Origin of the sequence: Akkermansia sp. RCC_12PD (assembly GCF_036417355.1) — a bacterium.
GTDB lineage: Bacteria > Verrucomicrobiota > Verrucomicrobiia > Verrucomicrobiales > Akkermansiaceae > Akkermansia.
This window is the reverse complement of the sequence record NZ_CP143889.1, coordinates 1,761,142-1,774,282: the sequence shown is the minus strand read 5'-3', so window position 1 is coordinate 1,774,282 and position 13,141 is coordinate 1,761,142. Positions and strand designations below refer to the sequence as shown.

The window sequence follows — 13,141 nt, the reverse complement described above, 5'->3', positions numbered from 1 at the left end:
AAAAATGTATTGTATTCACATGTCTGTCTCCTATGATTCGGACGCATTCAAGCCTTTCCCACATATTCATGAATATCAGGACCCATATCCAGACGCTTCTCATTTGCACCATGACCCTGGCCGCACAAGGCCAAAGCGTGGTGAACCCCGGAGCGACCCTGCCCAGGTCCGTCCAGCTTCGTGGAGAGGAAAGCGGAGGGAGAACCGTCCGTCCGGATGAATCCAGGCGCGTTTCTCCGGATGAAGCCCCCGTTTCCCGCCTCCGGCCACAGCGCATCGTCAACCGGATAGCGGCTACAGTCAACGGCCGGCCCATCACGGCCAACGAGGTCAGCGTCCGGCTGATGCCCATCGGCGCTCAGCTGGCGGCGCAATATCCCAAGCAGGGACCGGAATTTTACAAGCAGCTTGCCCTGGCCAAGAAAAACATCATTGAAGACCTGGTGGAACGCGAACTGCTCCGCAACGAATTTGAAGGCATGGGCGGCGTCATCCGCGATTCCCTGATCGACCAGGAAATCAACCGCACCATCCTGACTACGTTCAATGGAGACCGCGACGCCTTTTTGAAAAACCTGAGCATGTCCGGCATGACTATCAGATCTTTCCGGGAAATGACGAAAAACCAGCTTCAGGTCCAAATCATGCGCGCTTCCAAATACGACCAGGAGATCCCGCCTACTCCCGAAGAACTCCGGAAGGAATATGAAGCTACCAAGGAACAGTACCGGGATTTGACCAAAGACAAAGTCAAATTCAAGAAAATCTTCATACCCATGCTCGGCAATGACTCCGCCTCCACGCCGGAAGTCCAGCTCAACCTGGCAGACCTCATCGCCAACGAAATAAGGGCCAAAAAAGCAACTTTCCCGGAAATGGCCACCCGCTATTCCAAGGACATGTACGCGGAAAAGGGCGGCGACTGGCCCGTCACGGAACGTTCCACTCTTTCTCCTGAATTCGCCGCCATCATCTTTGGAGCCCAGCCCGGGGAAATCATCGGCCCGCTGGTGGACGCCACCGGCTTCACCATTGTGATGGTGGAAAAAAAGGAACTGGCGCCTCCGCCCCCCCTCTCCGCCATCAAGGAACAAATCGACATGATGGCACGCAACAAGCGCAGCAATGAACGCTATAAAAAATGGGTGGACCGTCTCAGGAAAAAAGCCATCGTCAAGGTATACATCTGATCTTTTTTCCTTCCCCTTTGCCGGACCGGCCACAACGGCCGGTCCGGCATTTCCTTCCTGTGTTCTGTCCTCTTATCTCTTTCTCATTCAGTAAAGAGGCCCTTTTTCATGCAGCCTCCTCATACCCTCCGGAAGCTCTCCCATGTCATTCGCTCCCGGAAAGATGTCTTATATGTAACGGAATGGTCGGCCTCCGTCATCCCGCCGGATACGTTGACTCCATGCGCATTCCGCACAAGTAAACAGAGCTTTGTCGAATAAAATTCTTGCAAGATCACGAAATTGCAGACGTAATAAGGGAGATATGTTCGCCAACATTACACGTACGACCCTCTGCCTGACGGCATTCAGCATCGCTACCCTGATGGGTGCTCCTCTGGATGCCACCAAAACGGAGAGCCTGGACTGGAACTGGAAATTCGCCCGCTTCGGCAAAATGCCGGACGGCAGCACTCTCCCGGAACCGGGGAAAACCCTGGGATTCGCCACGGCAACCAGTGAAGAAGCCGGCAACCCCGCCGACAATGCCGTGGACGGCGACAAGTCCACCCGGTGGTGCGCCGACGGCAGCAAGAGCGGAGAAAAACTGACCGTGGACATGGGGCGCCCCGTGGATGTAAAAAAAATCAACATTCTGTGGGAAAAACAGAACAACCACCTTTTCAAGCTGGAAAGCTCCAGCGACGGAAAACGCTGGACGACCATTGAGGACAAAACCTCCGGCCAGAACAACAGCAAGGATGACACCGTGGAAAACAAAAGCGGCAAGGCCCGCTACTTCCGTGTTACCGCTACAGGCAACAACCAGGGCAACTGGGCCAGCATTCGTGAAATCACCTTTACCGACGCCAAGGGGGAAACCATTCGTCCCCAGGCCCCCAGCGGAGGAAAAAACGACACCCCTTCCAGCCCCGGCTTCAACGACAAAAACTGGCGGTCCCTGAACCTGCCGCACGACTGGGGTATTGAAGGCCCCTACCGCATGGACCTTCCCAATGAAACTGGCAAGCTCCCATGGGCAGGCATCGGCTGGTACCGCAAAACGCTGGAAATTCCCGCAGACGCCAAGGGCAACCAATTCTATCTGGACTTTGACGGCGTAATGTCACGCCCGAAAATCTATGTGAACGGAGAACTCGCCGGAGAATGGAAATACGGCTACGGTTCCTTCCGCGTGGACATCACCCCCTTCCTGAAATTCGGCCAGAAAAATTCCATTGCCGTCAGGGTGGACAATCCCCCCAACTCCTCCCGCTGGTATCCGGGCGGGGGCATTCACCGCCATGTATGGCTGACGGAATCCAACCCCGTTCACATTGAGCACTGGGGCGTCTTCGTCAAAACTCCGGAAATCACCAAATCCGCAGCCAAGGTGGAAGTGGACACCACGGTGAAAAACACCACGGAACAGCCTGTCACCCCCACCGTCACGGAAGAAATCCTGGACGGAAACAAGGTAGTGGCCTCCGTCACCACCAAGGGGGAAGCCATTCCCGCCGGAGAAAAAGGCAAGGTCACCAGCACGCTCACGCTCAAAAATCCCACTCTGTGGACGCTCAAGGCACCCCATCTGTACAAGATGAAAACAATCGTCAAGGTGGGGGACAAAATCATTGACCAGAAATTCACGAACTTCGGCGTACGCACCATCGAATGGAAGCCCACCGGATTCTATCTCAATGGCGAGCGCGTCCAGCTCAATGGCGTCTGCCAGCACCACGACCTGGGACCGCTGGGCGGGGCCGCCCACACGCGCGGCTATGAACGCCAGATTGAAATCCTGAAGGAAATGGGCGTCAACTCCATCCGCACCTCCCACAACCCGCCCGCTCCGGAAGTTCTGGACTTGTGCGACAAAATGGGAATACTGGTTATCGACGAGCTCTTTGACATGTGGCACAGCGCCAAAAAGGGACAGGACTACCACAACTACTTTGACGAATGGCACGAACGCGATCTGGTCAACTTCTGCCACCGGGACCGCAACCATCCCAGCGTCATCGCATGGAGTACGGGCAACGAAGTGCCGGAACAGGGCAACAAGAGCCTGCACCACGTTTCCCAGACCCTGACGGACCTCTTCCACCGGGAAGACCCCACCCGCAAGGTAACGGCTGGCTGCAATGACGCAGGCGCCGCCCGGAACGGGTTTGCGGACACTCTGGACGTGTACGGCTACAACTACAAGCCCTGGGCATACAAGGCCTTCTCCAAGGACCGGCCGGACCAGCCCTTCTACGCCAGTGAAACCTCCTCCTGTGTCAGTACGCGCGGAGAATACTTCTTCCCCGTGGACTGGAACAAGAGCAAGGGATTCTTCCTCTACCAGGTCAGCTCCTACGACCTGTACGCCCCTGGCTGGGCATACCGTCCGGACGTGGAATTCGCCGCCCAGGACGACAACCCCAACAGCGCGGGGGAATACGTGTGGACGGGCTTCGACTACCTCGGCGAACCCACTCCGTACAACCTGGACGCCACCAACGCCCTGAACGTGCCTGAAGGACCGGAACGGGAAAAACTGATGGCGGAACTCAAAAAGCTGGGCAACCGCGCTCCTTCCCGCAGCTCCTACTTCGGCATTGTGGACCTGTGCGGCTTCAAGAAGGACCGCTTCTACATCTACCAGGCAAAATGGAGGCCGGACGTCAAGATGGCCCACATCCTGCCCCATTGGAACTGGCCGGAACGCAAGGGAGAAATCACACCCGTACACGTTTACACCAGCGGAGATGAAGCGGAACTCTTCCTGAACGGCAAATCCCTGGGAGTCCGCAAAAAGGGCAAGGGAGAAAAAGACCGCTACCGCCTTGTGTGGGAAGACGTGAAATACACGCCCGGCACCCTCAAGGTAGTTGCCAAAAAGGACGGCAAGGTATGGGCTACGGACACGGTGGCCACCACCGGAAAACCAGCAGCCCTTACCCTGAAACCCGACCGCAATGAAATCAACGGAGACGGCTATGACCTCTCCTACGTCACCGTTGCCGTCCGGGACGCCCAGGGCCGCATGGTTCCGCGCAGCAAAAACATGCTCACTTTCAAGGTCAGCGGCCCTGTGGAAATTGCCGGCATCTGCAACGGAGACCCGACGGACTTCACCACCATGGCCAATCCGGAAAACAAGAATATTCTGAAAATCAAAGCCTTTAACGGCCTTGCCCAGGTCATTCTGCGCTCCCGCAAGGGAGAATCCGGCAAGGCAACCCTCCAGGTCATCTCCAATGGACTCAAAGCTGCCCAGACAACCGTAACAGTTAAATAAGGACAGGAAAAACCTTCCTGAACCAGCCGCCGTTTCCCGCACGGGAACCGGCGGCTTTTTCATGACGCAGCGGAAGAAATGAAATTGACGTTCCTTCTCATTCCTCCGTCTCATGTAGGGATTGAAAGAAAAAAACTTTATGTTACCCTCTTGCGCATGTCTGATCTGCCCAAAGCATATGATCCGTCCCTCGTGGAAGAAAAATGGCAATCCCTCTGGATTGAAAAAGGTTGTTTCAAGGCTGACCCGGCTTCCGAAAAGCCCGCCTACTCCGTCGTCATTCCTCCCCCCAATGTCACGGGAGTGCTCCACCTGGGCCATGTGCTGAACAACACCATCCAGGACATCCTGGTGCGCCGTGCGCGACAGAAGGGATATGAAGCCCTGTGGCTTCCCGGAACGGACCATGCGGGCATCGCCACGCAGGTGCGCGTGGAAAAGGACCTCAGGCAGACCACGGGACAGACCCGCCATGACGTGGGCCGTGAAGCCTTTCTGAAAAAAGTTTGGGAATGGAAGGAAAAGCACGGCGGCATCATCATCAACCAGCTTCACAAACTGGGCTGCTCCTGCGACTGGGACCGCGAACGCTTCACGATGGATGAGGAATACACCAGGGCTGTCGGACAGGTCTTCATCGACCTCTTCAAGGAAGGCCTCATCTACCGCGGACGCCGCATGGTCAACTGGTGCCCCGTCTCCCTGACGGCCCTTTCCGATGAGGAAGTCATCATGACGGAGCAAAAAAGCAAGCTCTACACTGTCTTGTACAAGCTGGAAGACGGCTCGGGCGCCCTTCATGTGGCCACTACCCGTCCGGAAACCATCATGGCGGACGTAGCTGTGGCCGTAAACCCCAAGGACCCGCGTTACGCCCATCTCATCGGCAAAAACGTGATGCGCCCACTCAACTCCACGCCCATTCCCATCATCGGGGATGAATACGTGGAAATCGAATTCGGCACCGGTGCCCTCAAAATCACCCCGGCCCACGACAAGGCGGACTTTGAAATCGGCCAGAAATTCAATCTGGAAATCATCGACATCCTTACTCCCGACGGCCATATCAACTGCCCGGACGTTCCGGAGCTGCACGGCATGGATCGCTTTGACGCACGCCATAAATCAGTGGAAATGCTGGAGAGCGCCGGCCTCATGGTCAAAATTGAAGACTATGACAACAAGGTAGGCTTCTCCGAACGCGCCAATGTTCCGATCGAACCGCGCCTCTCCATGCAATGGTTCCTCAAATACCCCTGCATTCAGGAGGCTGCGGACGCCGTCGCCGATGGAGACATCACCTTCCGCCCCGCCCGCTGGGCGAAAACCTATGCCCACTGGCTGGAAAACATTCAGGACTGGTGCATCTCCCGCCAGCTTTGGTGGGGACACCGCATCCCCGTCTGGTACAGAAAAGACAAGGCGGAAGAACTCCGGAACGCTCCCGCGCTGGATGCGTCTGCCCTGGAAAACGGTTCCATCTACGTGGGAACGGAACCTCCGGAGAACCCGGAAAACTGGATTCAGGACAACGACGTGATGGACACGTGGTTCTCCTCCTGGCTGTGGCCTTTCGCTACGATGGACGATGCCACCCGCGCCAAATTCTACCCCACCACAGACCTGGTCACAGGACCGGACATCATCTTCTTCTGGGTGGCCCGCATGATCATGGCCGGTTACCGCTTCCAGCATGAAAAACCGTTCAGCAACGTCTTCTTCACCTCCATCATCCGTGATAAAATAGGACGCAAAATGAGCAAATCCCTGGGCAACTCACCGGACCCGCTGGACCTCATCGCCAACTATGGCGCCGACGGTCTCCGCTTCGGCCTCATGCGCATCGCCCCCACCGGGACGGATGTTCGCTTTGACGAAAGCCAGATCGGGGAAGGCCGCAACTTTGCCAACAAACTCTACAATGCCACCCGCTTCCGCCTCATGCAGGGTAATGTGGGGGAAGAAACTGCCCTGCAGTACTCCTCCGTTCACCTTGCTATCATTTCCAAGCTCAGACAGCTCCACGCGGACGTGGAAAAAGCACTGTCGGACTATGAATTCAATGCTCTGATCCAGGTGCTGTACCAATTCTTCTGGAATGAATACTGCGACCGCTTCCTGGAAGCCGTCAAAGGCGACCTGAGGGACGGCGCGGACTCCTCCGTACGGGCAGCCACCCTGACTGTCATGGACACGGTACTTCGCCATTACTTGGCCCTGCTGCATCCAGTCATGCCCCACATCACGGAAGAACTCTGGTCCTCCCTGGGCTTTGCGGAAGGCAACGCAGGACTACCCCTCATGCTCACTCCCCTGCCCTCTCCGGACGGCCTGCTGGCCGGGATGGACGGGGAACGCATCACGCTGGCATGCACACAAGCTGCTGCCCTCTATGAAACGGCCAACAAGGCGCGCAACCTCAAGGCGGAATACGATCTGTCCAAAAACAAAAACGTCAGCTTCGTCCTGAAAACGGCCAATGGCGTTCCGCAGGATATCCTTTCCCGGCTCTCCATCCTCGCGAACGCCAAATCCGTCACCCGCGACGCTTCCTACGCCGCACCCAAGGGAACTCCGGCGGCTCTCACGCCTCTCGGCGAACTCTTCCTGCCGCTGGAAGGCCTTATTGATGTGGAAGCGGAGCGGGAGCGCCTGGAACGGGAGCTGGATAAAATCTCCAGGGAAATTGCCAAATCATCTGCCAAGCTTGACAATGCGGGCTTTGTAGAACGCGCCCCTGCGGAAGTAGTTTCCCAGGAAAAGGAGCGCCTGGCGGACTGGAAAACAAAACAGACTCAGCTGAAAGCGATGCTTGATTCCCTCTCCTAAAAACATATTCTACCCGGAATGAATGATCTTCAACAGTACTTTGAAGACCGGAAGCAATTCGCGGAATTGCTGGAAGCGGTCGGCATCAGTACGCTGAAGGAATTCGCCGCGATTGATCCCTTCACCGTTTTGCCTGAACTTCATCAGGCAAAACGGATACTGAAACTGGAGGTGGAAATACCTGCGGCACCTGTGTTCAGGGAATGGGTGGCCCAGGCCCTCACTGCTCCCAGGGCGGCAAGCCCGGACAGCATTACCCGGGACGCGGGCTTCATCCTGCCGCTCGCCACTCCTGTGAATACTACGGAGAAAACGGAAGAAACACCTAAAGTGCTTCTCCCGGAGAGAAAATCCGCACTTCCCGCCAGATCAGCCGGCAAGTCTGTTGCCTCCAAATCACAGTCCCGGGAAGAATACAGCTACCGTCCCGCCAAACCAGCCTCCGTGCAGGAACACCGCAAGACCTACCTGCGGAAAAAAGGCATTAAGCACCTGACTCCTTTTCGGACCTGGATCGGGGCCATAGCCGTTCTTCTCTTCTTCGCCAGCAGCATTTCCGCCATTATTCTGACAACCATGATGCTGCTCAACGGAGAACGGGGCTGGCAAATCATCTGCCTCTGCTTCGGTCCCTGGATACTGGCCCTGATTCTTTACCTTGCCGTGGCCCTTCCCCGGAAATGCAGCGTATGCCGGGCACCCCTCTTCTCCTTTAAAAAATACAACCGCAACAAGGCGGCACACCACATTCCGCTGTTCGGTTATGTATTCGCAACAGCGCTGCATATATTCCTCTTCAACTGGTTCCGCTGTCCGGCCTGCGGCTCGGCCCAGCAGTTGGGCGGCAAATCCGCCGCGGAAAACAGCAGGCATTAAAAGCCCCCGGAAACTACGGAAGAAAAGGGGGACACACGCAGATTCATCAGGGACCATTCTCCGCCCTCTGAATGCTTCATAGAAGCATTTCCTCCGGCTCTTGCCCTCGCTGCACCAGAAACCTTGCAAACGGTCTTCCAAACACCCGGATGCCATGTTCCCTCACCCTCTTTCCCGGCTGTAAATGGCAACGACCCTTCCCCTGCCTGCCATAAAAAAGCCGCCTTCCCAAAAGGAAGGCGGCTTTTCAACATTCTGACGTGACTCGATTAGAGCACTTCCGGAGCAAGGGAAACAATCTTCATGAACTTCTTTTCACGGAGTTCACGGGCGACCGGCCCGAAAATGCGGGTGCCGCGCGGGTTGTTATCCTTGTCGATGATGACGACGGCGTTGCCGTCAAAACGGAGCACGGAGCCGTCATCACGGCGGATCGGGGCGGCGGTGCGCACCACCACGGCCTTCACCACAGTACCCTTCTTCACAGAAGCGGTGGGAATGGATTCGCGGATGTGGCAGGTAATAATATCGCCAATGTGGGCCTGACGGGTGCGCTTGCCGATGACGCCAATCATCTTGGCGGAGCGGGCGCCGGTATTGTCGGCCACCTGGACTAGGGATTCCATCTGGATCATGGTATCAAATCTCCTTTACTTAATGGTTGATTCCTGATTAGTGGGTAAGCACTTCCACCAGTTCCCAGCACTTGAGCTTGGAAAGCGGGCGCGTTTCAACGATACGTACCTTATCGCCTACCTTGGCTGCGGAATTTTCGTCATGGGCATAGAACTTCTTGCTCTTCTTAACGATTTTCTTGAACTTGGGGTGCGGAACGCGGGCAACGTATTCCACGACGATGGTCTTGTCCATCTTGGTGGAGGTCACCACGCCGACGCGCGTCTTGCGAAGGCCGGGCTTCTTGGTTGTTTCGGTTTGTTCGGACATTGGATTCTAAAAGTGTAGAATATTCTGTTGTTACCGGAAATCCTCAGTTTACGCTTCCCCGGTTTCACCCTTGATGGTAAGGGCGCGGGCAAGATCCTTGCGGACGGTGCGGATTCTCTGGTTGTTTTCCAGCTGGCCGGTGGCCTGCTGGAGACGGAGATTGAAGAGTTCTTCACGAAGGCTGCGCACCAGGGCGGAAAGCTCCTTGGCGGACATAGCACGAAGTTCTTTGGGGGAATTCTTATCGGACATGGTGATGAGTAGCTTTAGTGTTGAACGCCTTGACGATAGACGAAGCGGGTCGGTACGCCCAGCTTGTTGGAAGCCAGACGAAGGGCTTCACGGGCCTGGGATTCAGTCACGCCGCCTACTTCAAACAGAATGTTCCCGGGGCGAACAACGGCCACCCAGCCTTCCACGGCGCCCTTGCCCTTACCCATACGTGTATCCGGGGGACGGGACGTAAAGGACTTCTGCGGGAAAATGCGGATAAACACCTTACCTTTACGTTTCAGGTAACGGTTGATCGCAATACGGCAGGCTTCGATCTGGTTGTTGGTAATCCAACCGCGGTCGAGCACTTGAAGGCCGAAGTCACCAAAGGCAACATAGGTACCGCTGGTGGCATTGCCGGAACGGCTGCCGCGGTGCATCTTGCGGTGCTTCACTCTTTTGGGCATTAAAGGCATATCTTATTCCTCCTTGTGTTAAGTGTGATGAACAATGTGATGGCGGCTTTCTTAGGCACGCGGACGACGGGGACCGCGGGGGCCGGACGGGCGGGAACTCTGCTGGGAAACGACTTCATCGCGTTTGTTGACCCAGCACTTCACGCCGATGATGCCGTACAGGGTACGGGCTTCGGCAAAGCCGTAGTCGATCGGCGTGCGGAGAGTCTGCAACGGCACTTTGCCTTCGCGGTACCATTCGGCACGGGCGATGTCGGCACCGCCGAGACGGCCGGCGCAACGGATGCGGATGCCGTCGGCACCGCGTTCCATGGCAACCTGCACGGCGCGCTTCATGGCGCGGCGGAAGGAAACACGGCGTTCCAGCTGGACGGCCACGTTTTCAGCGATAAGCTGGGCGTCCGTCTCAGGGGAGCGGATTTCCACGATGTCAATGTTGACCTGGGTGGAAGCACCGCAGAGACCCTGAAGGTACTGGCGGATCTTTTCAATTTCTTCGCCCTTGCGGCCGATTACAAGACCCGGACGGGCGGTATGAACGGTGATGCGGACACTATTCCAGGCACGTTCGATCACGATGCTGGAAACGGCGGCGGACATCAGCTGCTCCTTGATGTATTTGCGCATTACCAAGTCTTCATGCAGCTTGGTGGCGTAATCCTGGCCCGTGGCGTACCACTTGGAGCGCCAGTCCTTGTTGACGGCGAGGCGGAACCCGATTGGATTTACTTTCTGACCCATGATGTTAGTTCAGCTATATGTGTGTTAGATTGTGATGAACTTAGCCTTCTTGATCGGCCAGTACAACGGTGATGTGGGATGTGCGCTTACGGATCATGTTGGCGGATCCGCGGGCGCGGGGCATGGTACGGCGCATGGTGGGGCCTTCATCAACCATGACGGATTTCACGACGAGCGTATCGACGGACAATTCCGCATTGTTTTCAGCGTTGGCCACGGCAGACTTGAGCGTCTTATTCAGCAGATAGGCACCCTTCTTGGGGGTGTAGGACAGGATGTCGGTCGCCTGGGAGACGGACAAGCCTTGGATTTCTTGAGCAATATCGCGCATCTTCTTGGCAGAGATGCGGGCGTATTTGTAAACAGCTTTCACTTCCATGGGTTTTTCCTCGTAGTGCAGGTTATTTATGAAGATGATTTAATCGTTGGTTTTTACTGAGGCAGAATCTCCGACGCGCACCGGATCGGCCGGCGCCATGAGCTTCTGAACAAGCGCGCCACACACATCCTTGCGAACGTCCGTGACTACGGCTTCTCCGATGGTTTGTGCTCCACGGGTCAGCAGCAATGGCATCCCGATTTGCATCCCGGCGGATTTTCCGACGTTGACCACCACCACTCCGGACTCGGAGTCGATGCTGAGCACCTTGGCTTCCGCCTGGGTTCCCGCGCCATCTCGCACGGGCTGTTGCCTGTATCCGAGCACGGAATCCAGCAGGCGCAGGGAGCTTTCCACTGCTGTTCTGGCGTCCGCATCCTCGGATATGGCCTGTTTCATGTAGGCGAGGATAGCCCCGGAGAGCTTGACTGACGCCTGTTCCAGCCGCTGAATGCGGTCGCTGAGAACCTCGATGTTAGCCATCGCCTGAATCAGGCGTTCCTCACTGTTACCTAGCGCAGCGCCTCCCAAAGCCTCCAGCCGGGAACGGATGTCCAGAAGCTGGGCATTCGCGTTGTCGGCATCAATGCGGGCCTGAGCGTAGGACGCCTTGAGGGCCGCATTCTGCTTTTCGAGACGCTCGATTCTGCGCGTCAGTGCCGCCGTACCCTCTTCCGCTCCCTGCATGGTTCCGCCCAGACCAACAATGGCCGAGAGGGAATAGGCAAGGATGGAAGAAGAGTTCGACATGTTGATTGTTAACTTACTGATTACTTCTTACCGATACCGCCGTGCTGTTTGAAGACACGAGTCGGGGCAAATTCACCAAGCTTGTGGCCTACCATGTTTTCCGTGACGTACACGGTGGCAAAGTTCTTGCCGGCGTGCACCAGGAAGGTCAAGCCGACGAAGTCTGGCGTAATCATGGATGCACGGCTCCAGGTCTTGATCGGCTTGCGATCGCCGGATTCAAGCTGAGCATCGATCTTGGCGAGAAGCTTTTGACTGACAAAAGGGCCTTTTTTGAGAGAACGTCCCATGTTATATGATCCTAGTTAAAGTTATTGTGTATTGATTACTTGGAGTTGCGGCGCTGTACGATGACGGAGTCGCTGGGCTTGCGGAGACGGCGGGTCTTCTGGCCCTTGACATGGCCCCAGGGGGACTTCAGGTGCTGGCGGCCACCACCGGACTTGGACTTGCCTTCGCCACCCCCGTTCGGGTGGTCGACGGGGTTCATCGTCATGCCGCGGACGGTGGGACGGACGCCCAGCCAGCGAGTGCGGCCGGCTTTGCCGGACATTTCGTTCATGTGCTGGGTATTGCCGACCTGACCGATGGTGCAGTAGCAATCCTCATTGAAACGGCGGATTTCACCGGAGGGCATCTTGATCAGCGCATAACCTGCTTCACGGTTGGAAACGATGGCCTGCTGACCGGCTGCACGGGCAACCTTGCCGCCGGAACCCGGACGGATTTCAATGTTGTGAACGGAGGTACCCAGGGGAACGTTCTTCAAAGGCATGGCATTGCCGACCTTGGGAGCAACCTTCTGGCCGCTTTCCACCTTCATGCCTACTTGCAGGCCGTTGGGGGCCAGGATGTAGGATTTTTCACCGTCCTTGTATTCGATCAGGGCGATACGGCAGGTGCGGTTGGGATCGTATTCGATGGTGAGTACGGTGGCAGGCACATCGAACTTGTTGCGCTTGAAGTCCACCAGACGGTACTTGCGCTTGTGGCCACCGCCGATGTGGCGGGTGGTGATGCGGCCGTTATTGTTGCGGCCACCGGACTTCTTGAGGGGACGGCAGAGACTCTTTTCCGGGGTGGAGGTAGTGATTTCGTCAAAGGACGGCCACACCTTGTAGCGGTTAGAGGGAGTAACTGGCTTGAATGACTTGAGGGACATGATAGCTTTCCTTCCTAATAGGGGCTTTAAACGAGGTCAAGGGTTTCACCGTTGGCAAGCTTGATGTAAGCCTTTTTCCAATGGGCGGTGCGACCCGAGTCAGCGCGGCGCTGACGCTTGAGCTTGCCGTCATAGTTGGCGGTACGGACAGAAGCGACCTTCTTGCCGAAAGCAACTTCAACAGCCTTCTTGATTTCGATCTTGTTGGCGTCGCGGTCAACTTCAAGGACCAGCTCTCCGGTGGTTTCCTGGAGCATGGTGGCCTTTTCGCTGATGCGCACCTTCTTAATGACTTGGTAAATGTCTTTCATGGCT

The 13,141-nt window shown here is 56.4% G+C and carries 14 protein-coding genes; 4 read left to right on the top strand and 10 right to left on the bottom strand.

Annotated features, from left to right (window positions below; translation table 11 throughout):
• Positions 1 to 68: 68 nt before the first annotated feature.
• The 4 genes from V3C20_RS07460 (at position 69) to V3C20_RS07445 (ending at position 8,160) form a co-directional block, all read left to right on the top strand.
• Positions 69 to 1,190 (top strand): peptidylprolyl isomerase, encoded by a 1,122-nt coding sequence (locus V3C20_RS07460; protein ID WP_161981214.1) that lies wholly within the window; start codon positions 69 to 71, stop codon positions 1,188 to 1,190.
• Between the two features lie 304 nt (positions 1,191 to 1,494).
• On the top strand, positions 1,495 to 4,455 hold the full coding sequence (galB, locus tag V3C20_RS07455) for a beta-galactosidase GalB (protein WP_130083162.1): 2,961 nt from the start codon (positions 1,495 to 1,497) through the stop codon (positions 4,453 to 4,455).
• 156 nt (positions 4,456 to 4,611) lie between these two features.
• Entirely contained in the window at positions 4,612 to 7,284 is a 2,673-nt protein-coding gene (locus V3C20_RS07450) for a valine--tRNA ligase (RefSeq protein WP_130083163.1), read from the top strand.
• An 18-nt stretch (positions 7,285 to 7,302) separates the two neighbouring features.
• Entirely contained in the window at positions 7,303 to 8,160 is an 858-nt protein-coding gene (locus V3C20_RS07445; protein ID WP_130083164.1) for a hypothetical protein, read from the top strand.
• A gap of 269 nt (positions 8,161 to 8,429) precedes the next feature.
• Here V3C20_RS07445 and rplN read toward each other — a convergent pair whose 3' ends face one another.
• The 10 genes from rplN to rplW are packed head-to-tail and all read right to left on the bottom strand — an operon-like array spanning position 8,430 to position 13,137.
• A complete protein-coding gene (rplN, locus tag V3C20_RS07440; RefSeq protein ID WP_012419350.1) occupies positions 8,430 to 8,795 on the bottom strand; it encodes a 50S ribosomal protein L14 in 366 nt (121 codons plus the stop codon).
• A 37-nt stretch (positions 8,796 to 8,832) separates the two neighbouring features.
• Entirely contained in the window at positions 8,833 to 9,105 is a 273-nt protein-coding gene (rpsQ, locus tag V3C20_RS07435; protein WP_130083165.1) for a 30S ribosomal protein S17, read from the bottom strand.
• Positions 9,106 to 9,153: 48 nt separating this feature from the next.
• Positions 9,154 to 9,357, bottom strand: coding sequence for a 50S ribosomal protein L29 (rpmC, locus tag V3C20_RS07430; RefSeq protein WP_022397797.1), 204 nt, complete (start codon positions 9,355 to 9,357; stop codon positions 9,154 to 9,156).
• Positions 9,358 to 9,371: 14 nt separating this feature from the next.
• Positions 9,372 to 9,794, bottom strand: coding sequence for a 50S ribosomal protein L16 (gene rplP, locus V3C20_RS07425; protein ID WP_022397796.1), 423 nt, complete (start codon positions 9,792 to 9,794; stop codon positions 9,372 to 9,374).
• 51 nt (positions 9,795 to 9,845) lie between these two features.
• On the bottom strand, positions 9,846 to 10,535 hold the full coding sequence (gene rpsC / locus V3C20_RS07420) for a 30S ribosomal protein S3 (protein ID WP_130083166.1): 690 nt from the start codon (positions 10,533 to 10,535) through the stop codon (positions 9,846 to 9,848).
• Positions 10,536 to 10,575: 40 nt separating this feature from the next.
• Positions 10,576 to 10,914: a 50S ribosomal protein L22 gene (rplV, locus tag V3C20_RS07415; RefSeq protein WP_130083167.1), complete on the bottom strand. Its 339-nt coding sequence runs from the start codon at positions 10,912 to 10,914 to the stop codon at positions 10,576 to 10,578.
• 39 nt (positions 10,915 to 10,953) lie between these two features.
• Entirely contained in the window at positions 10,954 to 11,664 is a 711-nt protein-coding gene (locus V3C20_RS07410; RefSeq protein ID WP_130083168.1) for a hypothetical protein, read from the bottom strand.
• Between the two features lie 20 nt (positions 11,665 to 11,684).
• Positions 11,685 to 11,954, bottom strand: a complete 270-nt coding sequence (rpsS, locus tag V3C20_RS07405; RefSeq protein WP_012419357.1) for a 30S ribosomal protein S19 — start codon at positions 11,952 to 11,954, stop codon at positions 11,685 to 11,687.
• A gap of 35 nt (positions 11,955 to 11,989) precedes the next feature.
• Positions 11,990 to 12,826: a 50S ribosomal protein L2 gene (gene rplB, locus V3C20_RS07400; RefSeq protein ID WP_067570852.1), complete on the bottom strand. Its 837-nt coding sequence runs from the start codon at positions 12,824 to 12,826 to the stop codon at positions 11,990 to 11,992.
• Between the two features lie 26 nt (positions 12,827 to 12,852).
• The gene (rplW, locus tag V3C20_RS07395; RefSeq protein WP_130083169.1) at positions 12,853 to 13,137 is read right to left on the bottom strand and encodes a 50S ribosomal protein L23; all 285 of its coding nucleotides are present in this window, start codon (positions 13,135 to 13,137) and stop codon (positions 12,853 to 12,855) included.
• Positions 13,138 to 13,141: the final 4 nt, after the last annotated feature.